The following is a 25,925-nucleotide window of genomic DNA, read 5'->3' on the forward strand; positions in this document are numbered from 1 at the left end:
CTGTCTCCTTAGTTTTTATAATGTGTGTTACCCGCTGATTTATTCAAACGATTGCTGTAAGCCTCACCGTGATCCGCATCGGGGAATCCTTGAGCAAGAATGAATTTTACATGATCAGTATCTAATTGGCGTAAGCCAGCAAATAGATCCCTGGAAGCACTAATGACATCATTTCCTAGTGAAAAGGTCTTGATTCCAGCTGGTACTTCTTGCAAAACTTCATCCACTGCCATGACACCCATTGGAACATTTTTGGCCTGGTATTGTGTGATTGCTTGTTTAAAGTCACTCTTATCATCAACAATAATAACTTGAGCACTTGGTGCATAATGCTTATATTTCATCCCTGGTGCCTTTGGAACCTCGCCGGCTTTGACCTTATGGTGATCACTATTAACGTTGTCAATGACCTTCAAAAGGTCCTTATCCGTTATCATCCCTGGTCTCAAAATAGTTGGTACATCAACAGACAAATCAATTACTGTTGACTCAACACCGATCTTGGTTGGTCCATCATCCAAAATAGCTGCAATTTTACCATGTAAATCATGATAAACATGCTTAGCCAAAGTTGGGCTTGGTTTACCACTAGTATTAGCAGAAGGGCCAACAATTGGTTTGCCAAAAGTCTTGATAAGGTTCAATGTTGCTGCATTATTAGGCATACGAAAGGCAGCAGTCGTCAAACCACCTGTGACAGCTTTTGAAAGCTTACCGGGTTGAATTGGCATAATAATTGTCAAAGGACCTGGCCAGAATGCTTTCATTAGTTTTTCCGCCAATGGTTTGTAACTGTTGTCCGCATATTCCCAAACCATCTCTGGTCCAGAAACATGAACTATCAAAGGATTATCACTTGGACGTCCTTTAGCAGCATAAACCTCTTTGACTACATCAGGTCTTGTTGCGTCAGCTCCTAAGCCGTAAACAGTTTCAGTGGGAAAAGCCACTAACTGTCCATCGGCTAAGAAATCTGCAGCTTCTTGAATCTGTGTACTCTCGAGTATCTCAGTTTCCAATACTACATCTCCTTTTTAGCTTTTAGATATCGGTAATTACCACTTATATCTTTATGAAATTCTACAACATAATTGGGTAGATTATCACAAAAAATTTGATTTATTGCATTTTTTTGTCTAAATCCAAATTCCATATAGAGAGTTCCATCATCTGAAAGATAATTATCGACTACCTTTACAATGTTCTCATAGAATTCTAAACCATTATCTCTTCCATATAAAGCTAAATCCGGCTCATATTTAATAACACTCGGATCCATGTCCTTTTTTTCGTCCTCAGCAATATAAGGTGGATTAGAAACAATCACGTCAAATTGCTGTGGCTTGATCTCTTTGAATAGATCACTTTGTTGAAAATAGACATTATTAGCCTGATAGTTATCCGCATTCAGTTTAGCCACTTTAAGTGCTTCACTCGAAATATCAGTCGCTAAAATATTGTCATCGGGAAAAGCCATTCCCAAGCTGATAGCAATTATCCCTGATCCTGTTCCAATATCACAGATAGATTCGTTCTTAGCTCTATGATCATCGATAATCTTTTGCACCATCTCTTCAGTATCTTGTCTCGGTATCAAAACATTCTCGTTAACTGTGAAATTACGATTCAGGAAATAAGCGTACCCTAAAATATATTGAACCGGTACATCCATCCCTAATTTCACAACACCATCACGAAATTTACGCATAATATCATTAGGCACTGCTTCATTACGATGCAATTGTAATTGCGTATAGTTAAAGCCACTTAACTCTTCCATTAAGTACTGTGCATCTTCTGGAAACTTATTTTGCTCTTTTAACAATAAAAAAGCCCTTTTCAGGGCGTTAGAATAACTTAGCTTCTCCACTTTGAATTTGCTCCAACTTCTTGGTTTGGTCGTCAACAATCAAGGCATCGATAATTTCTTCAAGTTCGCCATTCATGATTCTATCCAATTTGTTCAAAGATAAACCAATACGATGATCAGTCACACGATTTTGAGGATAATTGTAAGTTCTGATACGTTCAGAACGATCACCAGTACCGACAGCTGACTTACGTTTTTCATCATATTCACTTTGATTTTGTGATTCATAATAATCATAAACACGAGACTTCAAAATTTGCATAGCCTTTTGACGGTTTTGTTGTTGTGAACGTTGATCTTGCATAGCAACAACAATACCTGTTGGTAAATGGGTCATACGAACAGCTGATGAGGTCTTATTGATATGCTGACCACCGGCACCAGATGAACGATAAACATCAGTACGAATGTCTTTAGGATCAATATCAATATCAACTTCGTCATATTCAGGCATAACTGCAACAGTTGCTGTTGAAGTGTGAACACGTCCCTGTGATTCAGTAGAAGGAATTCTTTGAACACGGTGGGCACCATTTTCATACTTCAATTTTGAATAAACACTGTTACCTGTAATCATTACAGCAACATCTTTGTAACCACCAACTTCAGTATCAGTTTCATCGATGATATCAAAATTCCAACCTTGTTTTTCAGCATATTTACTGTACATACTCAACAAATCAGCTGCAAATAAACTGGCTTCATCACCACCAGCGGCACCACGAATTTCCATGATAATATTCTTATCATCGTTAGGATCCTTAGGAAGCATCAATAAAGTGATGTTGTGTTCAACCTCATCTAGTTCCTTCTTAGAAGAATCCATTTCTTCTTTAGCCATTGCAGTCATTTCTGGATCATCAGTTTCGCGTAAAATTTCATCGCTATCACTGATGCTCTTCTTTAATTCTTTATAGTGCCTGAAAGCAGCGACAACATCACGCATATCAGCTTCTTCTTTTGAGTAAGCCATATAACGCTTAGTATCGTTGATAACTTCAGGATCACTCATCAATTCTTGGAGTTCCTGATATCTTTCAAGCAATGTTTCTAGTTGTTCAAATATTTTATCCAACTTAACAATCCTTTCTCTTATTTATTATCTAGCATTGGAGGATGGTTGTAATGACGGCGACAAACTGGATAGTACATTTCATTGCCACCAATTGAAACTTGTTCTCCCTCAAAAACTGGTTTGCCATCTGACATACGCATATTCATTGTAGCTTTTTTTGTACAGAACCAACAGATAGTCTTCATTTCTTCCAACTTATCTGCATAAAGTAGTAAATATTTTGTACCTTCGAATAACTCATTGCGAAAATCATTCTTCAAACCAAAAGCCATAACAGGAATTCCTAAATCATCAACCACTTTAGTTGCCTGTAAAACTTGATCCTTAGTCATGAATTCACATTCATCAATCAATATACATGATGCATCAGGATTTTTTTCCTTCACGATCTCAAAAACATTAGAATCTTCCTTGAGAGCAATCGCTGGACGAGTTAATCCCATACGACTCTGTATTTTTCCAGTACCTGAACGAGTATCCATAATACTTGTCATCAAAATAACTGACTTACCCTGTTCTTCATAATTATGCGCCACTTTTAAAATCTCAATCGATTTTCCACTATTCATAGCACCGTATTTAAAAAATAATTGAGCCAATTTTACGCCTCCAAAATTATATCCTTCAAAATTATAACGAAAAAACTGTCTCTTGAACACATTAAACATTTTTCAATTTCAAACAAAATCGCATAAAATACTTGTGAGGTATGATAATATTGTTTTAATTAATTCAATTTGGGGTTTTCATAATGACATTTAAATCAGGTATTGCAACATTAACAGGAAAAACATCTTATTTTATTTTAAGCAAATTTTTCAATGGCGGTTCTTCATATCCTGGAAAAATTGCTTACAAGATTGATCCTGATATTTTAAAGAGTCTTGGTAAGGATTACGAATTGATCGTCGTAACTGGTACCAACGGCAAAACTTTGACAACATCTTTAATCAATAAAATGTTGATTCAAAAGTACGATGATGTCTTAACAAATCCAACCGGTTCCAACATGATTCAAGGTATTGTAACTAGTTTTGTTACTCATCACAAAAAAAGCAAGAAACCTTTGGCTGTTCTAGAAGTTGATGAAGCCAACGTTCCTATCATTTGTAAATATATTAAACCTAAGTACTTTGTTTTAACTAATATTTTCCGTGATCAAATGGATCGTTACGGTGAAATTTACACTACTTATCAAAAAATTCTCGACGGTATCAAATTAGCACCAGATGCCACGATTATTGCCAACGGTGACGCTGCTATCTTTGCTTCTAAAGAATTGCCTAACAAAGTTATCAATTACGGTTTCTCTGACAAAGGACATGAGAACGAGGACTTCAAAGCACCTACTAATACTGATGGTGTCCTCTGCCCTAGATGTAATCATATCATGCACTATCATATGATTTCTTACGCTAATTTAGGTAGTTACTTCTGCCCTAACTGTAATTTCAAACGTGGACAACTGAAGTATCAAGTAACTGATATCTCAACACTACTTCCTAACAAAACTGAATTTGAAATTGACGGTAACAAATTTACCATGAATATCGGTGGTAAATACAATGTCTATAATGCTCTAGCTGCTTATGCTATTGCTTCAGAAATGGGAATTGGTGTCGAGCAAATTCGTAAGGCCTTTGCCTATGATGAAAAAGTTTTCGGTCGTCAAGAAACTATTACCGTTGATGACAAAGACGTTAATATCATTCTAGTTAAGAATCCCGTTGGTTTGAATCAAGTTATTGAAACCGTACTAAGTGATCAGGAACCTTACTCATTGGCCTTTCTATTAAACGCCAACTACGCTGACGGTATTGATACTAGTTGGATTTGGGACGCTAACTTTGAAGACTTTGATTATGATAAGTTGCCATTAGTTATTACTGGTGGTAAACGTGTCAAAGATGTAACTTATCGTTTCAAAATTGCTGGTCTCAACATGGACAAGAATATTGAAACAGTTGAAATCGAAGATTTTGTTAAACAAATTCCTAAGATACCAACTAAGAAAATCTATGTTCTCGCAACCTACACAGCTATGTTAGGACTACGTAAGGTTCTAGGTGATCAAGGATACATCAAACAAAAATAATTTTAGATAATCAAAAAAGCAATCCTCAAACAAATTAAATTTTGAGGATTGCTTTTTATTTACTCTCGTTCAAAAATGATTCCAAAATTGTTTCACGACGTCTCAAAAATATTTGGTTATATTGACTAGGATGAACTCGATTAGTCATTACGACCATTGCATTCTGATGTTGATAATCAACTGCCAAAAATTCACCCGTATAACCTGTATGGAAAAGAACGTGTCCTGAGCCATCTGGTTTCACATCCCAACCTAATGAACGTCCAGGATTTAATTCAGTGTAATTATGATATAAAAATTCTTTATCTGGTTTCAACATATCACCGGCAAATTGCATAACATCATTCAAAGTTGCAAACATACCAGCTGATCCACAATGCTTGCCTAATTGACGAGCCTTAGGATCATTAGGAATTCCATAAAGCATCTTGCCATCAACTGGATAAGTTGGTACACAACGAGCTGGATCAGGTTCAAAAGTAGCGTCCTTTAATCCTTCCGGCTCAATAATATATTTCATAATGGCATCTTGGACTGGCATTTTATAAAACTTCTCTGCAATCAATCCGAGAAAAATCAAGCCAGTATCCGTGTAAACAACTTTTTTATTAAAAGTATCAGTAACTGGCAAGGCTAATAATGCTTGAATTAGTTGATCACAGTTTAAAGCATCTCGATCAGGGATAAAGCCTTTAATACCAGAAGTGTGTGTAATCAGATGAAGCAGTTCTACCCGATTATCCTTAAACTCTGGTAAATATTTGCTGACAGGATCATGCAAATCAATCAATTTATCATCTAACATCTTCAAAACTAATGGTACAGTTCCCATTACCTTAGTTAATGACGCTAAATCGTGCAATTCGTCGCCTTTGAGAGGTGTTATCTCTGGCACCCATGACTTATTGCCATAAGTATATTTCTGCGTCTGTGACGAGTTTATGAAGCCAAAACTAACTCCTGGAACAACTTGCTTATTCACTAAATCAATAATTTGTGCTTTCGTCTCTTCAAAACTTGCCATAAAATCCTGCCTCTCATAATAAAAAGTATAAAAAAGAACGTGCTATAAACACGTTCCAATTATATATCTATCTTTTTTACAAAGCGACATTTCCAGCGAATTGTGAATTATAAAGATCTGCATAGAAGCCGTTCTTAGCCATAAGCTCATCGTGGTTACCTGTTTCAACGATTGAACCATGATTCATCACGATAATTTTATCGGCATTTTGAATTGTTGAAAGTCTGTGAGCTACAACGAAACTTGTTCTGTTCTTCAACAAACGTTCCATCGCATGTTGAATATGTAACTCAGTTCTAGTATCAACTGAACTTGTTGCTTCATCCAAAATCAAAATCTCGGGGTTAGCTACAAAGGCACGAGCAATAGTAATCAATTGTCTTTGTCCTTGAGAAATATTTGAAGCTTCCTCATTCAAGACTGTATCGTAACCCTTTGGTAATTGACGGACAAAGTTGTCAACATGGGCTGCTTTAGCAGCTTCAATGATTTCATCTTTAGTGGCATCTTCACGACTGTATTTCAAATTATCATAGATGGAACCGGTAAAGAGCCAAGTATCCTGAAGAACCATTGCATAATGACTTCTAACTTGTTCACGAGTCATATTACGGATATCTTTACCATCTAACTTAATAGAACCGCCCTTAACATCGTAAAAACGTTCTAATAAATTAATGATAGTTGTTTTACCAGCACCAGTTGGTCCAACAATAGCTATCATCTGGCCTGGTTTGACATCTAAGTTGTAGTCTTCCAAAAGGATTGGTTTGTTCTCATAACCGAATTTCACATGATCAAGTGTTACTTTGTTGTCAGTTTCAACATCTGGTACATCAACCTTATCATTTTCCATTTCGGGTTCATCCAAAATTTCAAAAACACGTTCGGCTGAAGCAACAGTAGCTTGAATCGTGTTAGTTAAGTTAGCCAATTGTGAAATTGGTTGTGAGAATTGATTCATGTATTGCAAGAAGGCCTGAATATTACCTAATGAGACATTACCATTAGCAACTTGAATACCACCATAGATAGCTACTAGGACATAACCCAAGTTATTAATGAAAGTCATCAAAGGCATAACAATACCAGAAATCATTTGAGCCTTCCAAGAAGCCTTATAGAGTTTAGTATTCTCTTTTTCAAACTTATCGATTGATTCATCTTCATGATTAAAACTCTTAACGACAACATGACCAGCATAGTTTTCTTCAACTTGGTTGTTCAAGAGACCTAGAGAAGCTTGTTGGCGTTTGAAGAATTTTTGTGATTGTGGAGCAATAATACCTACAACAATTAAACTTAAAGGAACTGTTGCTAAAGCAATCAAGGTCATTTGCCAACTAATTGTGAGCATCATCCAAATAACACCAATGAAAGTTACGGTACTAGTTACCAACTGAGTCAAACTTTGTTGCAAGGTTCCGGCAATGTTATCCATATCATTGATAGCACGTGACATAATATCACCATTAGAATGAGAATCGTAATAAACGATTGGCAAACGTGCCATCTTTGACTTCAAATCACGTCTTAACTTATAAACAGTTCGTTGTGAAATACGAGTCATAACAAATTGTTGAATAAAGTTGAAAACAGCTGAAGCCAAATACATCAAGATAACAATTAAAATAATATGTTCGATCTTACTAAAATCGATTGGTAGACCATTGATTTTTATACCAGCTTTTTGTTGGGCAACACCCGTCATCAAACCTTTATAAATTTCAGTTGTGGCCTCACCTAAAATCTTAGGAGTCTTAACCTGGAAGACAGCTGAAGCAATCGCCAAAATCAAAACAAAGATTATTCCGATTATGTAACTGGACATATACTTAGCCAGACGGCCTGTTGTTTTCCAGAAATTCTTAGGTTTAACAACAATTGCCGGGCCACGTCCTGGACCATGTCCTACTGAAGGGGATTGATTATTTTTATCAGCCATTACTTACCCTCCTTTATTTGAGACTCGATAATTTCTTGATAAGTCTTATTATTTTCTTTTAATTCAGCGTGAGTTCCCAATCCGACCATCTTACCATCATCCAAGACAACAATTTGATCAGCATCAGCGACTGTTGAGATACGTTGACCGACGATAACAACAACACTCTGACTAATTTTTTCATCATTTCTCAAGGCAGTTCTTAAGTTCAAGTCAGTCTTGAAATCAAGTGCTGAGAATGAATCATCAAAGACATAGATCGAAGCCTCTTTGACCAAGGCTCTAGCGATAGCCAAACGTTGTTTTTGACCACCAGAGAAGTTTTCCCCACCTTGTTCAACTTCAGAATCCAATTTGTCATCCAATTCTCTAACGAAATCAGCAGCTTGAGCAACTTCTAGAGCATGCCAAATTTCGTCATCAGTAGCATCAGGTTTACCATATAGCATATTGTCACGAACAGTTCCCTTAAATAAGTAAGCCTTTTGAGGAACCATTGAAACTTTACTATTGATATCTTCAGTACTCAATGCTTTGACATCCGTTCCATTGATACTTACAACACCTGTTTCAGCATCGTAGAATCGAGGAATCAAGTTGATCAAAGTACTTTTACCTGAACCAGTACCACCGATAATAGCTAGAGTTTGTCCCTTAGTCATGTTAAAGTTCAAATTAGATAGAGCTAATCTTTCAGCCCCATTATATCTAAAGTTAACATCATTGAAGCTAAGAGCTGGCTCGTCTTTAAGCTTAGCCGGTTTAGCCACAACATCAATTTTACTTTCTGTTTCAAACACTTCTTGAATACGAGCAGCTGAAGCTGAAGCACGAGGAACAAATACGAAGACCATTGATAAGATCATAAAACTCATTAAAATTTGCATAGCATAAGTCATGAAGGCAATCATATTACCAATTTCCATTGATTGGTTAGCAATGTAATGAGCACCTAACCAAGTGATACCAACATTAGTACCACTCATGATCAAAGTAACGATTGGGAACATCAATGCTACGATACTGAATACTTTAACCGCATTGTTAGTGTAATCTTCGTTAGCGTCGTTAAATCTATCTTGTTCAAACTTATCTTGTCTGAAGGCACGAATAACACGAACACCTGTCAAACCTTCACGGAAAACCAAGTTCAAACGATCAGTTTTCTTCTGCATCGCCTTGAACAAAGGAACGGCAAAAAACATCACAGCTCCCACTAGAACAAGTAGAATAGGAATCGAGATCAAAAAGATCTTCGTCATTTCAGCGTTCTTTTGATAAGCCATGAAACTTGCACCAATCAACATAATTGGTGCCATGATCATCATTCTTAACATCATGATCATTACGTTCTGAATTTGGACAACATCATTAGTAGTTCTAGTCGTCAAAGATGAAGTCTCAAATTTGTCGAATTCATCGTGTGTAAAGTATAATATTTTTCTGAATAAATCGGATCTTAACTTTCGACCTAATCCTTGTGACGCTTGTGACGCCATCAAGACATTACCAAACGCTGCTATAACGGTTATAAATGATACGACGATCATTTTCATACCAGCGCTGACGATGAAGTCAGTATCACCAGTAATAACACCCTTATTAACAATGTCTGATGTTAGATTAGGGATATATAACGTTGCAATAACTTGGAAAATCATAAAAATGACCGCCGCAAGCACTTGCCAAACGTTGATCCTTCCTCGAGCAATCTTGAACATTTATTCACTCCCTTTAAAAAACTCACATAGCATTATAGTATTAAAGCACTAATTCTCAAATAATTCTAATAATTATCCTAAATAAGGTGGCTTTTTAATGAATAATTCTAAAAATAATTATCAACCTATAAAAACTATATTTCATATTATAGCCTTCTTGGCTCTATTTTTATTAGAGCAACTCCCATTAAGTATTCTGACATTGACCAAAAAGCAACTTGGATCAAGTTATCAATCTTATTTGAAAATTGCACCAATTATAACTATTATATTGCTAATTGTCGCTGCTATCATAATTATTTTTGTGTTTAAACGTGCACAAAAGTTTCCTACCCAAAAATTCACTAAAAAAACTTGGTTAATTATCCTAATTGCGACTGTTTTAATCGGCTTCATTAATTTTGCTACTGTTCCTTTTATGAAGAGTAGTAATGCTAATGTCGAAGCTTTACAATTGATTGGTAAAAATAATATAGCTATTCTGGTCATCTTTAGTGTAATTGTTGCACCAATTTTAGAAGAAATAATTTTCCGTGGTATTTTTATGAATTGGTTCTTCGTTAATAGTCCATTAATATCCGTTTTGTTGAGTGGTATCTTCTTCGGTTACGTCCACGCACCTTTTGGAACTGGAACTGATTGGATCTATGCCCTTTCAAAAGTATTGCTAGGTATCGTTCTAGCAGGTGTTTATTATCGAACTAAGAATATTAAAGCTGATATCACCGTTCACTTTCTCAACAATTTTCTTGCCATCTTCAGTGGTTTAGCTATTTCAGGGGTTATCTTACTATGAGAAACAATCAGAAAAAGTTCAATGAAATTTATCAAAGTCTTTTAAGAAAAATTGTTATGTTCGGCGTACTGTCGATGTTACTGATGGCCAGTGCCAGAATTACTGGTTGGATTATTATGGAATATGCCGGCTTTGCCAGTGCCATTTACACTATCGTCTTGATTGGAATGTTGATCTATATATTGATAATTAAGACGAAAGATAAAAATAATTAACAATTATTATTGACACCATCCCTACTTTATAGGTAAAATAATGATTGTTGTTTAATTGCCCGTTGGTCAAATGGTTTAAGACGCCACCCTCTCAAGGTGGAGTTATGGGTTCGATTCCCATACGGGTGATAATGAATTTTACAAGTTGTTATAGGTTGTCAAAACCTTGTTAAAACAACATTTTAATTTTTAGTTCTTCATTGATTATCACTTATTTACGACAAACTGGAGCCATGAGTGAGTCACGAAGAAATATATGAGCTTGCACGGCACTTGAACATCGACTTGATCGATGTTCTTTTTTTATTACTAAATATTACAGAAAGAATTTTTATATGAGTTATATTTCTAATTTCATCAATAATTATCACAATTTAATATCATTAATCGCTTCGCTTGCAACTATTATTATTGCTTTTTTGGCGTACCAAACTAGTAAAAAAACATATAATAACTCTTTGCCAAATCTTATATTCAATGATAAAACGCCTACAATTATCTCAAACAATGGACATAATTATTTTCAATTTAAAACCACCCTCCTAAATGATGGTAAAGGTACTGTTATGTGGGGGCTTGTTTTTTTAAAGATAAAAAACAAAAAAAACATATATATTTCCCAACCGATATTTAATTTAAAAGAAAAACAAACTGTTGAAATTACAATACATGATGCTCTGAATAATATTATAGACAGAAACTCCATAAGGCCTGATAAATCAATAAGGAAATCAGGTAATATCAAATGAATTTACTTACATTCAACGCCCTAATCAGATTTTTAATCGAAATAACAACTGCAATTCTTATCATTACTATTGACCTAACAAAATATTCATTACCATTAAATATCTTGATTGGAATAATTCTACCAATAATTTTCTTATTATGGAGGTTATTCGTGGCACCTCATTCCTCAAGACAGGGTTCTACAATCTTACAAATTTTTATTGAACTAATAGTTTTTGGTACCTGCACTTATTTGACAGTATCCAAATTATCTATAATAACTGGATTAACTTATTTATTAATCACATTTCTTAATACCATAATAATTCATATAGGAAACACATTATCATGAAAAAATTTGCATTGGTTATATGATATCTATTTTCTCATAACAAAAATAGACAATTAAACTAGTTAAGACAAATTGTTACTCCACTCAATCCTTACGGCTTTACAATATATTGTTCTAAAGAGTAAGAGACTGGAGGTAATTAATCATGGCACCCATTGAAGACAAGACTTTCCGTGGTTATGAATTAATAATTATGAGAAATACTATTATCAATATTTTAACAACAGATTCAGTTAATATGATTATCAATTACCAAGTTGATCCTGATAAAAATCAACGTCCCATTCAACCTAATTTAATTAATAAACATAATTTTTCCTGAAAATTTACATACACATTTACAAAACTTTACAATAATTGAACAGAAAATACACACTACTTTTATATCATCTACTTATAGATTATTAATTAAAATAAGTAGGTGTTAATATATGGACAACTTAGGGGACATATTAAAAGAAACTCGTCAGCGTCGACAACTTTCGCAACTGGAAACAGCTGAAAATATTTGTTCTCAATCTACCCTTTCTGAAATTGAACACAATAAATACATCCCTAATACACAATTGTTAATCAACTTATGTCAAAGACTATCGATTAACTTTGACGATTTACTTTTAGCACAGAATTTTAATAGTAGAAACTACCAACTACTAAAAACTTATCTGAATCGTCCCACTGTTATCGAATCAGTTCAAACAGGAAAACAGACGCAAGCCTATTATTTCTATTTAGCTGTATGTGATCTACATTTAGAACACAATTTTGACAGCTCTAAAGAACTTTTAAAATTATCCCTAGCCAGTGCTGGTCACAGTCGTAAGCAAACTACCTTAACTCGTATTTGTAATATCACTTTAGCCTACGTCTATGCTAAACAAGGGTTACGTACTTCTGCTATTAGACAGATTGAATTATCTCAAAGAGATCTCGATGAAATTACTTACGATGAAAATCTTAATATTGTTTATTTTGTTGCTGCCCTCTCCTATCTTGCACTTAACAAGTACGATCAGGCCATTGAAATGGTCGAAAAAGGTATCAACTTTACCCGTCAGAATAATTCCCACTTCATGTTATTAGATAGTATCTATTTGATGGCCCACATCACAGAGAAAATTCAAACTAGATATCATAAATTAGGAAATATTAAAAAGCACGATATTTTCAACGATTTCATTCGTGAACGATCCTACGCTAAGGCCAATTAAAAAAATACTTATAAATGTTATACTTTCTTTAAAAGGAAGGTATAAAAAAGATGGATGATGATATTGAATTATTACTTGAAAAGCTTCAAGCAATTGCTCAATCAGGTAAACATTACGGTAAAGATGTTTTTGACTTAGAACGTTATCAACAATTAGAGGATGTCGCTAAGAAATTGACAGCACAATTAACTCACAATGCGACACCTGAGAATCTGAATATCTTTTTCGATGCGGATACTGGTTACGTCACACCAAAAGTTGACGTTCGTGCCACTACTTTTAAAGACGATAAAATTCTTTTAGTCCGTGAAAAAAGTTCTGGTCAATGGTCCATTCCCGGAGGTTGGGCTGATATTGGTTACTCTGCCAGTGAAATCGCCACTAAGGAAACTTTTGAAGAAGCTGGCGTTCACACTAAACCGCTTCGTTTAATTGCTATCAAAGATATGCAAAAGAACCATTATCCTAAGAAAAATCTCAGTTACATTTACAAACTGTTCTTCGAATGTACTCCAACTGAAGACGATATTCACAGTGGCGTTGAAACTTCTGAAGTCAAATACTTCACACTCGACGAAGCTTTGAATTTAAATCTCTCATTGGAACGTAATCTCCCTGAAGATTTCAAAATGGCTTTTAAATGCCATCACTCTAAAGATTGGCAAACTTATTTCGACTAAAAAACGCCTCAATTCGTTTAGGAATTGAGGCGTTTTCTGTATATCACAAGAGATGTGCATCTTTTAATAATTCTTCAATATAAGTTCCATGAATCTTCTCCATAACTTTCTTCTCTACCAAACGTTCCTTAAATGGTAATTTAATATCTTCAAGTTTCTTCTTACCATCTAAGTAGTAGATAGCACGCATCAGTGTACGGACATCATAAGCTGAACCAAAGACTTCAGGAACACCACGATCAACATTCAACAAAGTGTAAACAGCTTCCATAGCTGTTCTAACTGAATATTCTGTTGTGAAGACTGTATCACGGTCTGTTTCTGCAAAGTTACCAATAAAGGCTAGGTTCTTTGATCCTTCTGGAACAACTAGTGGACGATCTCCAAGCTTTCTTGGCATGAAGTATGAAGTGATATATGGCATATGTGCAGGAATAGTGCTTGCATGATTTTCAGCAATATCCTTAATTTTGTCGGTTGGAACACCGATATGATAGAGCCACTCTTCACATAATTCATCACCAGTACATTCAGTGATCTTCTTATTTACGAAATTACCTGGTTTATCTGAGAATAGTCCATAAACCCAAACAACCAATTCGTTATCCTTTTGTCTCTTAAAGTGTTTTTGACGACTGATGGAATATCCATATAGCCAATTAGAATCTTTGATACTTACTGGACCACTGGTTACGATTGAACCACTATGTGGATCTTTCTTACTAATTTTTTCGATATATGGTGTTACTTCATCATCAGTTAAAGTAATTGTTCCAGAAATAGTCCAGTTTGCTTCAGGAATATTCTTACAGAACTTATCTGGATGACCAAAAGCTTCATCTTGTTTAGCTAAGTTTTCCCATAATTGCCAGCTGCTACCTAATTCATACTCAGTTGGTGCTGGATGAGTCTTGTCACCATAAGTTGTACTCTCGGTAATTGAACCATTTGTTACAAAGACTAAATCATTTTCTGTCAAACTGATTGTGCTATCTTTGTCATCAGTTGTAAGGTCGATTTCTTTAGCCACTTTAGAACCATTTGATGTATCAACTTTAATATTATTTACATGAGTATTGTATGTAAATTGAACACCTTTACTCTCCAAGAATTTAATCAAAGGTTGAATTAATGATTCGTATTGATTGTATTTAGTAAATCTCAATGATGAAAGATTTGAAAGTGAATCGATATGATGACAGAAACGCATCAAGTAACGTCTCATTTCCATAGCACTGGCCCAAGGCTCGAAAGCAAACATTGTTGACCAATAGAGCCAGAAGTTAGAATTCAAAAAGTCCTCTGAGAAGACTTCGTTGATCTTTTTGTCACCTAAATCTTTTTCAGGTGTCATAACTAAATCAAGTAATTCCTGAACTGCCTTTGGTGTTAAAGTTAAATCTCCTTCAGTTGGCAATTCTTTACCTTGCTCTTGAATAACTCTGCCATGTGAGAAACTAGGATCTTCTTTATTCAACCAATAAAATTCATCCAAAACAGATGCATCAGGATTTTCCAATGAGGGAATTGATCTAAACAAATCCCAAAGTGTTTCGAAATGAGGTTCCATCTCTCTACCACCACGGATGATATAACCCTTTTGTTCATTCCAAATACCATCCATACTACCACCAGGTAGAGCGAGTTCTTCTAAGACATGAATCTTGTCGCCTTTCATTTGACCATCACGTACGAGGAATGACGCAGCTGCCAAACCAGCTAATCCAGAACCAATAATGTATGCTGACTTATCATCAACACCAACTGGTTTCATTGGTCTAGCAAATGCTTCATAATTTCCGTTACTTCTATACATAAGAACCACCTCTTGAATTATTAGCTTTCTTAGTTGAAATCGTTTACAGCTAGAATATAGTTCTTATATTTCTAAAATTCAATAGATATTCCAAAATAATATTATTATTTGAATTCTTTATTTTCTAAAAAATGAGACAATATAAAAAAAAGAGTGGTATTTGAGATAATCTCAAATATCACTCTCATTTTAAAATTCCTCATAAACAGCGGGATCTTGATCTTTATTACGCCCATCTGGTTTAGTCAATGAATTAATTTTATTCATATCAGTATTTGATATTTCAAAATCAAAAATATTCATATTCTCTACTTGTCTAATTGGAGATGATGACTTAGGAATTGGCACAGTTCCCAATTGATGTTCCCATCTTAAAATAATTTGGCCAACTGACTTATTATATTTCTTACTTAGTTCAATCAAAACAGGATTCTTCAACACTGAACTGGCACGGCCAAGTGGACTCCAATCCATTGTGACAATCCCATTATCCTCATCAAATTTACGCATATCAGCTTGATTAAAATATGGATGCAATTCAATTTGGTTAATAGTTGGTAGAATACCCGTCTCTTCTTTTAATTTATTCAAATGTTCGGGCAAGAAATTACATACACCAATCGATTTAACCAAACCAAACTTTTGCGCATCAATTAAAGCTTGCCAAGCTTCAACATACATCCCACGTTTAGGATTAGGCCAATGTAACAAATAAAGATCAAAATAATCTAAATGTGCTCGGTAAAGTGATTCTTGCAAAGCAGCAATCGCATCATCATAAGCATAGTATCTACCAGGTAATTTAGAAGTCACAACTAATTTATCACGATCAATACCACTTTCAGAAATAGCACGACCTACAGCACCCTCATTTTCATAATTATAGGCTGTATCTAACATTCGATACCCATTGTTAATTGCAGCAACGATACTTTGAACACCTTTACGTCCATTCAACTTGTAAGTTCCAAAACCTATTTCAGGTATTACTTGTCCATCATTTAATTTGTACATCAACATTCACTCCTTTATAAGTCAATATTAACGTAACTCTTTTTAATCAATCAAACAATTAATTTATTTATTGCATAAAAAAAGGCCCTACATCAAGATGTAGGACCAGAAACCATTCCATAGAAATCTTTGGAATGTATGAAACAGTTTTGTGCGAATAGGCTATACCCGCACTTCCTATAGTAACACACTATTACTAAACTACCAAGCTAATCATTAGCAATTTGATAGATTTGTTTAACAAATGGTTTGACATCGGCTGCTTTTCTAGAGTAATTCTCCAAAGCTATAACTGCAGTCTTCCCATCATCAGAGATGTGAACTACTCCTTGGAAACCATATCCCCAGCCGTTAGCATAGTTATCATCTTTACCATGATACATACCACCACCATAAGTACTAATACTTCCGGGAACAAATAATTCATCACGTGATTTCTTTGTCAACATGGAACCATTCATGATGTACTCTTCAGCTTTATACAAATCACCGACACTCATGAAGACTTGTCCAGTACCTAATTCATCATATTCATAGTATCTCTTAGTATAGAAGATATTTTGATAATCCATCTTGATCGACAAAGGATTAGGATTGTTATAGCCAATTGCTTTAACAACATCTGGTGAATAATCATAAGCAAAAATTGTATGTTTAAGATTCAACTTATCTGTATAAGTTTCCGTGAATAATTGTTGATAAGTCTTACCAGTCATCTTTTCCAAAATACCACAAAGTAGATTGAAATTAATAGCTTGATAATTCCACTTATCGTGTAATAAACCGATATATTTTGTATTCTTAATATCGGCATTTATAATTTCTGAATCTGACATGACTCTGTATGGTCCGACGTCCCCCTTCAGCATTAAGCCTGACGTCATAGCCATCATCTGTCTGAGTGTTATGTTATTACTACCTGGAACTTCGGGATAAAATTGTGACAATTTGTCATTCAAGCTCAATTTGTTTTCTTGAACTAATTTCATGACCATTGCCGCCGTTAAATTCTTCTGAATCGAATCTATTTCATACGATGTTTCATCATTGTTGTAAAGATTAGTACCGTAATTAGAATATCCTCGACTAGTTTCAAATATCGGTTTGCCATTCTTTACAACCAATAAACTACCGGAAAAACCTTTTTGATCAAGAATCTTATTAGCTTTTTGAGCAAATTCATCGGTGTAATTCGTATCAACCGAACTATCTACACATGCAGTCGATGGTGCAATACCAAGCAAGGCAGATGAAAGCATTAAAATGGGTAAAAACATTTTTTTCATAATATTCACCTTAAAACCTGTTTGAATACCTTCCTTAATTGTTAAGTATAGATTATTTTTCAAAAAATTAATAATATTTTAGTCAAAATTTTCAATATGTCTACTTTCACTAGAATCATTGCAATATGGTAGAATATAGCCAATAAGAAATGAAGGAGATTTAAATGAAAACAATAATAATAATTGCCATTATTTTAGTAATAATTGTCGCCTATGCAGGTATGTACAATAGTTTGGTAAAATATCGCAATCGTGCTCGTGAGTTCAGTTCTCAAATCGATGTTCAACTAAAACGTCGTACTGACTTGATTCCTAACTTGGTCGAAACTGTCAAAGGTTACGCTACACATGAAAAGGAAACACTAGCAAATGTTGTTGCTATGAGAAACAACGTTACTAACGCTGACAGTCTCCAAGATAAAGTTGAGGCCGATAACGCTTTGACTGGTGCTTTAAGACAAGTTTTTGCTTTAGCTGAAAGTTATCCAGATTTGAAAGCTAATCAACAATTTTCACAACTAATGGAAGAACTTTCAAATACTGAAAATAAAGTATCTTATGCACGTCAAGCTTACAACAGTCAAGTTCAAGCCTATGATACCGCCATTGAAACATTCCCTCGTAATCTTATCGCCGGTATTCATGGATTCAAGGAAATGGACTTTCTCCAAATCCCTGATGCTGAAAAAGCTGCACCTAAGGTTAAATTTTAATCAGGTCTTCCTATGATTTATGAACAAATTGACCGTAATAAACGTAAAACTTACTTTATTTTCTTTTTCTTCTTTTTGTTACTAGCGGCTTTAGGTAGCTTTATCGGTGCTTATTTCTTTGACAATATCTATTCAGGTATCGTCATTGCATTGGTAATTGCTATCGTCTATACACTGATAACTTATTTTCAATCAACCAGCATTGTCATGCAGATGAATGGTGCTAAGAAATTGGAATCGGCCAAAGATGCTCCTGATTTATGGCATATCGTTGAAGACCTCTCAATGGTTGCCGATATTCCTTTACCAGATATTTATATTATTGATGATCCTAGTCCCAATGCTTTTGCTACCGGACGTGATCCCCAACATGCCGCTGTGGCTGTTACCAGTGGCCTTTATCAAATGATGAACCGTGAAGAACTCGAAGGCGTTTTAGCTCATGAGATCTCTCATGTTAAAAATTACGACATTCGAGTATCAACAATTTCCGTAGCTTTATCTTCAGCCACCATTTTGATTTGTTCAATTATCGGTAACGCTTATCGTTGGTGGATTCCTATGGACCGTGACGATCGTGATAACAATAATTCTGGCGCCATTCGAGTTGTTCTTTGGCTAGTCGGCTTAGTCTTCGCTATTTTGGGACCATTGATTGCTAGTTTAGTTCAAATGGCTATTTCCAGAAATCGTGAATACTTAGCCGATGTTTCCGGCGCTGAATTGACTCGTAATCCTCAAGGATTGATCAATGCCCTGGAAAAATTAAAAGAAAGCACAAAACCGATGCGTCGAGTTGATGATGCAAGTGCCTCTCTGTATATCGATGATCCAACTAAAAAGAAACATTTCTCAGGACTTTTCGATACTCACCCACCCTTGGATGATCGTATTGCCGCCTTGAAAAAAACTTTTGAATAGTACAAAAATAGCTCACTCAACTTTTATGGTTGAATGAGCTATTTATTTACAATCAAATAAAATCATGACCAACAAATCCTGTTTTATCGTCATCAGTAATAGGACGAATAACCTTACAAGGATTGCCAGCAGCGATAACTTTATCAGGAATATCATGTGTCACAACGCTACCTGCACCTATAATCACATCATTTCCAATTGTTACTCCTGGAAGAACCGTTACATTAGCAGCTAGCCACGTACGATTACCTATTGAAATTGGTTTAGCAATACATCCACCTATCTCACGCTCTTTAGCATCAAACAGATGATTGCTGGTATACAAACCAACTTTAGGTCCGAATAATACTTTATCTCCAATCGTTACTTTGGCTCCGTCCAAAATCACACAATCATAGTTTGCATAAAAATCATCACCGACAAAAATGTTACGTCCAAATTCACAACGAAAATTAGGATTAACAAATGGTGCTTTACCTGCTTTACCAAACAATTGACGGACTAATTCTTCTTTCTTCGCTTCATTACTTTCATTATTAATTTTAGTAGTTAACTCCGTTGATTTGGCTCTGGCATCAACTAACAATTGATCTAAATCATCATATGGTTGTCCAGTAGCCATGTATTGAAACTTTTCATCTAAATTCATTATTCTCCCCCTACTTTGCACATTAATACTTATTAAGCAAATTTTATCATGAATTAATATAATTTCTCTAATTAATCAAGGTAATTCCGAATTAATTTTTGCAATTTTGGAAATAATGTTCTAGATTTCTGAAAATATATGATAAAATCATACATGGAGATTTCTAAAATCTTCATAGTAAGGGGAACGATTTTATGTATATGTTATTGCTTGTTTTATTAGGTGCCATCGTGTTGTTTACAACATTCATGGTCAAGCCTAAAAAACGTCTGCACCGCAAACTGGTATCTTTAGGATTACTACTGATTGTGGTTGGTGGTTCAGGTGTTTACGAATCCTACCAGAACAATGGGATTGGAACTGGCGATAACCCGAAGCAAGTGGAGAAAAGCAAAACTTACTCGAGTTCTAGTCTGGCCAATCTGAATTACAATGGTAGCCAAGAAATAGAAGTTAATAACAATACGCCTACTTTTACAAAATCCGAACTAAATGTCTCAAATGGTCCCTGGCAAGAATTTGCTGATTTAGATAATCTAAACCGTGCAATTCAAGCTGATGCACTATTAAGCAAAAGCTTAATGCCTACCCAAAAGCGCGAAGCACTTTATGTTAATCCAACTGGTTGGCACAACAAGCGCATCAAGGGTGGCTGGCTATATAATCGTTCACACCTCATTGGTTATCAGTTAACTGGACAGAATAATAATCCTAAGAACTTGATGACCGGTACTCGCTCTCTGAATTCACCAGAAATGCTCAAACACGAAAACGATATTGCCTACTACCTAAAGCAAAATCCTAGCAACTTTATCAGATACCGGGTCAAACCGATATATCGTAATGATGAATTAGTTGCACGTGGCGTTCAAATGATGGCTGAATCAATGACTTCATCAGGTCAACCAGATAAAGCAGTATCTTTCAATGTGTATATTTTTAACGTTGAGAATGGTGTTAAGATTAACTATAGCGATGGTACAAGTGTAGTTAATAATAATTATTAAGGAGATGGTCGTAGTGCAATATAGTACAGGAGATAAAGAAGTTTTCGATCTAATCAAAAAGGAAGAAGAACGACAAAATAGAAATATTGAGTTGATTGCTTCCGAAAACCTTGTTTCTGACAATGTTAGAAAAGCGCAAGGATCAGTTTTAACAAACAAATATGCTGAAGGTTATCCAGGGCATCGTTACTACGGTGGTTGTGAATATATCGATCAAATTGAACAAATTGCTATTGATCGTGCTAAAAAATTATTCAACGCCGAATATGCTAACGTTCAACCACATTCAGGTTCACAAGCTAACGCTGCAGCTTACCAAGCAGTTCTAAAACCTGGTGACTCTGTTTTAGGTATGGATCTTAATGCTGGTGGTCACTTGACACATGGCTCAAAGGTTAACTTCTCTGGTAAAATGTATAACTTCCATTCATATGGTGTTAACGCTGAAGGTTTCATCGATTATGATGACGTTCAAAGAATCGCTGAAGAAGTAAAACCAAAACTTATCGTTGCTGGTGCTTCTGCATACAGTCGTATCATCGACTTCAACAAATTCCGTGAAATTGCTGACTCCGTTGGTGCTTATCTAATGGTCGATATGGCTCACATTGCTGGATTAGTTGCTGTTGGTTTACATCCAAATCCAGCTGGTGTTGCTGATATCGTTACAACAACTACTCACAAGACTCTTAGAGGTCCTCGTGGTGGTATGATCCTTGCCAAAGCTGAATTAGGCAAAAAGATCAACTCTGCTATTTTCCCAGGAACTCAAGGTGGCCCACTAGAACATGTTATTGCTGGTAAGGCCGTTGCTTTCGGTGAAGATCTTCAACCTCAATTCAAGGATTACATGGAACAAGTTGTGAAAAATGCTGCAGCTATGGCCAAAGTTATCAATGATGCTGACAACCTATCAGTTCTAACTGGTGGTACAGACAATCACTTGCTAAACGTGGTTCTAACTGAAACAGATATGAATGGTATGGAAGTTCAAAATCTTCTTGATACAATTCACATCACAACTAACAAGGAAGCCATTCCTAATGATCCATTACCTCCTAAGTACACATCTGGACTACGTTTAGGTACTCCTGCCATCACATCAAGAGGCTTTAACGAAGAAGATTGTGAAGAAGTAGCACGTATTATTGTTGACGCTATTAAGTATCACAATGATCCTGAAGAATTAAAGAAATTAGATGCTCGTACAAAAGCACTAACAGACAAGCATCCTATCAAATAGTAATTACTAAAACAGAGCTGAGGCTCTGTTTTTTTGTTGACATTTTATTTTGCAAAAGTTATTATAGGTTTAAACGTTTAAACCTATAAAATTAAGGAGATCAATATGGCTGAAGAAACAATGAACCTTTTTCGAAAAGGTATGCCCATCTTTGGTATCTTTCAAGATGAGAATCGTCAAAAAATAATTTTGCTACTATGTAAAAATAAGGAATTAACCGTCAATCAAATCACTGAGCAAATTAACCTATCACGTCCGGCCGTCTCCCATCATCTTAAATTAATGCTAGATGCCGGTGTCATCGCTGTAAATAAAGTCGGGAAAGAACGTTTATACCGTGTTTCATTAGATGACACAGTTCAACTGCTCAAAGATTTAACTGTTTCACTCGAGAATAGTATTTCATCCAAGTAGGATGAAATTTATTTTTTGTTCAATAGGTTCAAATGTTTAAACTCATTATTAGGAGAATATTATGACAACTATCTTTACACCTTTAACTTTGAAAAATGGTACTACTATTAAAAACAGATTTGCTAAGGCTGCTTTAAGCGAAACCTTAGGTGACAAAAACTGTCAACCAACGAAAGAACTTATCTCCCTTTATCAAAAGTGGGCTCAAGGCGGCACTGGTCTTCTTATTACCGGAAATGTTATGATCGACCGCAATGCTCGTGGTGAATATGGCAATATTGTTGTTGATCGTCAGCAAGATTTGAATTTATTAAAGAAATGGGCTCTAGCCGGAACCACGAATGATACCAAAATTTTCATGCAATTAAATCATCCCGGTAAACAATCCCCCAAGACTATCAGTAAACAACCAGTTGCTCCTAGTGCCGTTCCCATGACCGGTTCTAACGGCTTTGCTTTCAATACACCTAGAGCTTTAAGCATTGAAGAAATTAAACAAATTATCAATAAGTTCATCGAAGCTGCGGCAATTGCACAACAAGCTGGCTTCTCAGGAGTCGAAATTCATGCGGCTCACGGATATCTTTTGAACCAATTTCTTTCACCACACGATAACCAACGAAATGATGAATATGGTGGCACGTTAGAAAATAGAATGCGTATCTTAACTGAAATTTATACTGGCATTCGTGAAAAAGTCGGCCGTGACTTCCCTATTGCTTTAAAAATCAATTCATCCGATTTCCGTTCAGATGGTTTCTCTAAAGAAGATTCACTTCAAGTAATTCAAAAGATGGATCAACTAGGTATTGATTTGATTGAAATTTCTGGTGGTAATTACGAAAATCCTAAGATGCAAGGAATCGGTAAAGGTGCTTTCTTCATCGATTATGCTCAAAAAGTAAAACAGACTATCTCAACTCCAATTGTTGTTACAGGTGGTTTCAATACATCCACTGGTATGGAGAATGCCGTTCAAAATAACGAAACTGACTTTATCGGATTAGCCCGTCCTCTAGTTATGGTACCTGACTTGCCTAACCAATTAAAATGGGGTAATTTTACTTCTGTAAAACTACATCATTTAACTACTGGTTCAAAAAAATTGGATAAAAAAGTAGGATCATTGATTGGTTTAAGTTTCTACCAACAACAAATGTTGCGTATTGCTGAAGGTAAAGAAATTCAACATACAACTAATGCCTGGGGAGCTTTGCTGTTCTCTCTCAAACATCAAGGATTATCCGCTTTAATGCCACAACGTGATAAGGAGTAAATCATGAAAAAAGTTCTAGTTGTTTTAACAAATACAATTGAATATAAAGGCACTGACCAGGCTACCGGACTCTGGTTAGGTGAAGCCACCGAATTCGTTGATGAAGTGACTAAAGCTGGATTTGAAGTCGATTACGTTAGCCCCAAAGGCGGTTTCGTTCCTCTTGATCCTCGCAGTTTCAAATATACCGACAAATCCACTATGGCGATTTACAGTAGTTCTGATTTTCAACAACGAGCTTTAACCAACTCGCTAAAACCATCAGAAGTTCATCCCGAAGATTATCAATCTATTTATTATACTGGCGGACACGGGGTTATGTGGGACTTCCCTACCAATCCCGAATTGCAAAGTATTACTAGGAAAATTTATCAACAAGGCGGCTTCGTAACTTCTGTCTGTCACGGCATTGCTGGCTTACTCAACGTTAAAGATGATGACGGCAATTACTTGATCTCCGATAAAAAAATTACTGGCTTCACGACCGCTGAGGAGATTTTAGCTGGTAAAAGAAAAGTTGTGCCATTCCTCAATGAAGAAGTTGCTAAAATGCACGGTGCTAACTTTCAAAAGAAACGTGCCTACAAAGAATTTGCTATCCAAGATGGTCAACTTATCACCGGACAAAATCCTTTTTCCGCTAGAGCCGTTGCTAGAATATTAATTGAGAATAATTAAAAACAGCAAAAAAAGCCCAGAAGCAAACGCTTCTGGACTTTTTGTTTAGCTACGGATAAAGGGGTTTATCACGTACTCCTAAGTAAATACGGAGGAAATATTTGGAATCATCTGATTCCACTTAACAGTATATGACTTGCCAGTGTCACTATATGTCAAAATCCCACCTTATACGAAAATAATTGTATAAAGTGGGATTTTTTTTTAACATTTAATTTCTATTTAGAATAGTTATTTAACATCTCTTGATGCAAGCCATTCATTAGTGGCGACACGATACATTGTTTGACCGTTAATAGTTGCAGTTTGATCAGTTAACCAAGCTGTGTTTGCGCCTAAGACACGGTTAGCAATTTTTGTACCATCTTTTGTAAACAAAGCTGATTGATTTTTAGTAGTTACAACGCCTAAATGAGACTCCTCGTTCCCGTCTCTACTATCAACCCAAGTGTTAGTACCTACACGATAATATGTTTCTTCATAATTATACATTTTACGGTCTACCTTCCATGAAGAACCGGCAGGTAATGTTACAAACTTAGTTGTTCCAGGAATTGAATTTGGCAATCCTGTATCATCACATGTAATCGCTGGTTTTGTGAGAGTAATTGTCGTTGAATAAGGCTGTCCTGATTTTTTATTTTCATTGATGGTTGTTGCATTAGTTGGTTGGTACATTAGGCCAGCAAAGTATACATCCCCATTGTCTTCAAGATCCACTTCATAATCATTATAAAGTGGCTTGTAGCCATCAAACTCAGGTGCAGCAAGATTGACTGTACCCGTAGAACTTACCTTTATACCATCAAGCGATACGGTTAAACCATTACCAGTTGGATGAGCATTTTCCCCACTCGTTAGGATACTTCCATGAATAACTCCATGTAAAGTATAAGTTCCATCACCATTATCCGTATAACTAGCATCAGGTTTTACATAATCGCTTTCTGGGCTAGTGGCTGCATGTACATTAGTTGTTTCGATAGGTGCAATAACTGGACCAGCTGTTAACAACAATGCTGCAATTGTAATCCCCATATATTTAATTTTTTTATTCAAAATCTTATCCTCCCTAACAATTTTATTTACTACGTAAGATTAGCACATGGTCATGACACGATATGACAATCCAAGGTTTCCTACGATTATATTTCTAAAAATCATTAAAAATGTGATTATTTTTTATTCTGATTAT

General features: G+C 35.5%; 27 protein-coding genes and 1 tRNA gene. 16 read left to right on the forward strand and 12 right to left on the reverse strand.

All coding sequences use genetic code 11. The features are described from left to right. Positions 1 to 8: 8 nt before the first annotated feature. The 4 genes from LKACC16343_RS02820 to LKACC16343_RS02835 are packed head-to-tail and all read right to left on the reverse strand — an operon-like array spanning position 9 to position 3,544. On the reverse strand, positions 9 to 1,019 hold the full coding sequence (locus LKACC16343_RS02820) for an L-threonylcarbamoyladenylate synthase (RefSeq protein ID WP_056951995.1): 1,011 nt from the start codon (positions 1,017 to 1,019) through the stop codon (positions 9 to 11). A 2-nt stretch (positions 1,020 to 1,021) separates the two neighbouring features. Continuing rightward, the gene (gene prmC / locus LKACC16343_RS02825; RefSeq protein WP_158106649.1) at positions 1,022 to 1,870 is read right to left on the reverse strand and encodes a peptide chain release factor N(5)-glutamine methyltransferase; all 849 of its coding nucleotides are present in this window, start codon (positions 1,868 to 1,870) and stop codon (positions 1,022 to 1,024) included. Continuing rightward, positions 1,848 to 2,945, reverse strand: coding sequence for a peptide chain release factor 1 (prfA, locus tag LKACC16343_RS02830; RefSeq protein WP_056951990.1), 1,098 nt, complete (start codon positions 2,943 to 2,945; stop codon positions 1,848 to 1,850). The genes prmC and prfA overlap by 23 nt, the downstream gene beginning before the upstream one ends. 17 nt (positions 2,946 to 2,962) lie before the next feature. After that, positions 2,963 to 3,544 carry a thymidine kinase gene (locus LKACC16343_RS02835; RefSeq protein ID WP_056951987.1) on the reverse strand — a complete coding sequence of 194 codons (582 nt, stop codon included), beginning with the start codon at positions 3,542 to 3,544 and terminating at the stop codon, positions 2,963 to 2,965. A gap of 152 nt (positions 3,545 to 3,696) precedes the next feature. Between LKACC16343_RS02835 and LKACC16343_RS02840 the strand changes: the two genes are divergently transcribed. After that, complete coding sequence (locus LKACC16343_RS02840; RefSeq protein WP_056951985.1) at positions 3,697 to 5,040, forward strand: Mur ligase family protein; 1,344 nt, start codon at positions 3,697 to 3,699, stop codon at positions 5,038 to 5,040. 55 nt (positions 5,041 to 5,095) lie between these two features. Here LKACC16343_RS02840 and LKACC16343_RS02845 read toward each other — a convergent pair whose 3' ends face one another. The 3 genes from LKACC16343_RS02845 to LKACC16343_RS02855 form a co-directional block, all read right to left on the reverse strand. Then, a complete protein-coding gene (locus LKACC16343_RS02845; protein WP_056951983.1) occupies positions 5,096 to 6,064 on the reverse strand; it encodes a serine hydrolase domain-containing protein in 969 nt (322 codons plus the stop codon). 76 nt (positions 6,065 to 6,140) lie between these two features. Continuing rightward, the gene (locus tag LKACC16343_RS02850) at positions 6,141 to 8,009 is read right to left on the reverse strand and encodes an ABC transporter ATP-binding protein (protein ID WP_056951982.1); all 1,869 of its coding nucleotides are present in this window, start codon (positions 8,007 to 8,009) and stop codon (positions 6,141 to 6,143) included. After that, on the reverse strand, positions 8,009 to 9,730 hold the full coding sequence (locus tag LKACC16343_RS02855) for an ABC transporter ATP-binding protein (RefSeq protein ID WP_056951980.1): 1,722 nt from the start codon (positions 9,728 to 9,730) through the stop codon (positions 8,009 to 8,011). The genes LKACC16343_RS02850 and LKACC16343_RS02855 overlap by 1 nt, the downstream gene beginning before the upstream one ends. 97 nt (positions 9,731 to 9,827) lie before the next feature. Here LKACC16343_RS02855 and LKACC16343_RS02860 point away from each other — a divergent pair, with 97 nt between their 5' ends. The 8 genes from LKACC16343_RS02860 to LKACC16343_RS02890 all read left to right on the forward strand — a co-directional run bounded on the left by LKACC16343_RS02860 (position 9,828) and on the right by LKACC16343_RS02890 (position 13,713). Then, the gene (locus LKACC16343_RS02860; RefSeq protein ID WP_056951978.1) at positions 9,828 to 10,526 is read left to right on the forward strand and encodes a CPBP family intramembrane glutamic endopeptidase; all 699 of its coding nucleotides are present in this window, start codon (positions 9,828 to 9,830) and stop codon (positions 10,524 to 10,526) included. Further along, a complete protein-coding gene (locus tag LKACC16343_RS02865) occupies positions 10,523 to 10,741 on the forward strand; it encodes a hypothetical protein (RefSeq protein ID WP_025084799.1) in 219 nt (72 codons plus the stop codon). The genes LKACC16343_RS02860 and LKACC16343_RS02865 overlap by 4 nt, the downstream gene beginning before the upstream one ends. 56 nt (positions 10,742 to 10,797) lie before the next feature. After that, a tRNA-Glu gene (locus LKACC16343_RS02870) sits at positions 10,798 to 10,870 on the forward strand. 206 nt (positions 10,871 to 11,076) lie between these two features. Then, positions 11,077 to 11,490, forward strand: a complete 414-nt coding sequence (locus LKACC16343_RS02875; RefSeq protein WP_056951976.1) for a hypothetical protein — start codon at positions 11,077 to 11,079, stop codon at positions 11,488 to 11,490. After that, positions 11,487 to 11,822, forward strand: coding sequence for a DUF2568 domain-containing protein (locus LKACC16343_RS14695; RefSeq protein ID WP_082604515.1), 336 nt, complete (start codon positions 11,487 to 11,489; stop codon positions 11,820 to 11,822). Before LKACC16343_RS02875 ends, LKACC16343_RS14695 begins: the two co-directional genes overlap by 4 nt. Positions 11,823 to 11,967: 145 nt before the next feature. Continuing rightward, positions 11,968 to 12,144, forward strand: coding sequence for a hypothetical protein (locus LKACC16343_RS14275; RefSeq protein ID WP_156638747.1), 177 nt, complete (start codon positions 11,968 to 11,970; stop codon positions 12,142 to 12,144). Positions 12,145 to 12,253: 109 nt separating this feature from the next. Continuing rightward, complete coding sequence (locus LKACC16343_RS02885) at positions 12,254 to 13,033, forward strand: helix-turn-helix domain-containing protein (RefSeq protein ID WP_056951974.1); 780 nt, start codon at positions 12,254 to 12,256, stop codon at positions 13,031 to 13,033. Between the two features lie 41 nt (positions 13,034 to 13,074). Beyond that, the gene (locus tag LKACC16343_RS02890) at positions 13,075 to 13,713 is read left to right on the forward strand and encodes an NUDIX hydrolase N-terminal domain-containing protein (RefSeq protein WP_411762965.1); all 639 of its coding nucleotides are present in this window, start codon (positions 13,075 to 13,077) and stop codon (positions 13,711 to 13,713) included. A 43-nt stretch (positions 13,714 to 13,756) separates the two neighbouring features. On the opposite strand, the gene LKACC16343_RS02895 is transcribed toward LKACC16343_RS02890, so the two are convergent. The 3 genes from LKACC16343_RS02895 to LKACC16343_RS02905 form a co-directional block, all read right to left on the reverse strand. After that, positions 13,757 to 15,529: an oleate hydratase gene (locus LKACC16343_RS02895; protein WP_056951970.1), complete on the reverse strand. Its 1,773-nt coding sequence runs from the start codon at positions 15,527 to 15,529 to the stop codon at positions 13,757 to 13,759. 189 nt (positions 15,530 to 15,718) lie between these two features. Beyond that, positions 15,719 to 16,549 carry an aldo/keto reductase gene (locus LKACC16343_RS02900; protein WP_056951968.1) on the reverse strand — a complete coding sequence of 277 codons (831 nt, stop codon included), beginning with the start codon at positions 16,547 to 16,549 and terminating at the stop codon, positions 15,719 to 15,721. A 203-nt stretch (positions 16,550 to 16,752) separates the two neighbouring features. Further along, a complete protein-coding gene (locus LKACC16343_RS02905) occupies positions 16,753 to 17,829 on the reverse strand; it encodes a serine hydrolase domain-containing protein (RefSeq protein ID WP_056951966.1) in 1,077 nt (358 codons plus the stop codon). Between the two features lie 164 nt (positions 17,830 to 17,993). Between LKACC16343_RS02905 and LKACC16343_RS02910 the strand changes: the two genes are divergently transcribed. Both LKACC16343_RS02910 and htpX read left to right on the forward strand, forming a co-directional pair. Continuing rightward, the gene (locus tag LKACC16343_RS02910) at positions 17,994 to 18,542 is read left to right on the forward strand and encodes a LemA family protein (RefSeq protein ID WP_025084810.1); all 549 of its coding nucleotides are present in this window, start codon (positions 17,994 to 17,996) and stop codon (positions 18,540 to 18,542) included. A gap of 12 nt (positions 18,543 to 18,554) precedes the next feature. Further along, complete coding sequence (gene htpX / locus LKACC16343_RS02915) at positions 18,555 to 19,463, forward strand: zinc metalloprotease HtpX (protein WP_056951964.1); 909 nt, start codon at positions 18,555 to 18,557, stop codon at positions 19,461 to 19,463. 52 nt (positions 19,464 to 19,515) lie between these two features. Here htpX and LKACC16343_RS02920 read toward each other — a convergent pair whose 3' ends face one another. Further along, positions 19,516 to 20,112 (reverse strand): sugar O-acetyltransferase, encoded by a 597-nt coding sequence (locus LKACC16343_RS02920; RefSeq protein WP_056951962.1) that lies wholly within the window; start codon positions 20,110 to 20,112, stop codon positions 19,516 to 19,518. 194 nt (positions 20,113 to 20,306) lie between these two features. On the opposite strand from LKACC16343_RS02920, the gene LKACC16343_RS02925 reads away from it, so the two are divergent. The 5 genes from LKACC16343_RS02925 to LKACC16343_RS02945 all read left to right on the forward strand — a co-directional run bounded on the left by LKACC16343_RS02925 (position 20,307) and on the right by LKACC16343_RS02945 (position 24,730). Continuing rightward, the gene (locus LKACC16343_RS02925; protein WP_056951960.1) at positions 20,307 to 21,119 is read left to right on the forward strand and encodes a DNA/RNA non-specific endonuclease; all 813 of its coding nucleotides are present in this window, start codon (positions 20,307 to 20,309) and stop codon (positions 21,117 to 21,119) included. Between the two features lie 4 nt (positions 21,120 to 21,123). Next, positions 21,124 to 22,362 (forward strand): serine hydroxymethyltransferase, encoded by a 1,239-nt coding sequence (gene glyA, locus LKACC16343_RS02930; protein ID WP_056951958.1) that lies wholly within the window; start codon positions 21,124 to 21,126, stop codon positions 22,360 to 22,362. Positions 22,363 to 22,467: 105 nt separating this feature from the next. Beyond that, entirely contained in the window at positions 22,468 to 22,776 is a 309-nt protein-coding gene (locus LKACC16343_RS02935) for an ArsR/SmtB family transcription factor (protein ID WP_025084815.1), read from the forward strand. A gap of 61 nt (positions 22,777 to 22,837) precedes the next feature. After that, positions 22,838 to 24,052 carry an NADH:flavin oxidoreductase/NADH oxidase family protein gene (locus LKACC16343_RS02940; protein WP_056951956.1) on the forward strand — a complete coding sequence of 405 codons (1,215 nt, stop codon included), beginning with the start codon at positions 22,838 to 22,840 and terminating at the stop codon, positions 24,050 to 24,052. 3 nt (positions 24,053 to 24,055) lie between these two features. Then, on the forward strand, positions 24,056 to 24,730 hold the full coding sequence (locus LKACC16343_RS02945; RefSeq protein WP_056951954.1) for a type 1 glutamine amidotransferase domain-containing protein: 675 nt from the start codon (positions 24,056 to 24,058) through the stop codon (positions 24,728 to 24,730). Positions 24,731 to 24,961: 231 nt separating this feature from the next. On the opposite strand, the gene LKACC16343_RS02950 is transcribed toward LKACC16343_RS02945, so the two are convergent. Next, positions 24,962 to 25,789 carry an SLAP domain-containing protein gene (locus LKACC16343_RS02950; RefSeq protein ID WP_056951953.1) on the reverse strand — a complete coding sequence of 276 codons (828 nt, stop codon included), beginning with the start codon at positions 25,787 to 25,789 and terminating at the stop codon, positions 24,962 to 24,964. Between the last annotated feature and the right edge of the window lie 136 nt (positions 25,790 to 25,925).

Source organism: Companilactobacillus bobalius (genome assembly GCF_002179915.1).
GTDB classification, from domain to species: Bacteria; Bacillota; Bacilli; order Lactobacillales; family Lactobacillaceae; genus Companilactobacillus; species Companilactobacillus bobalius.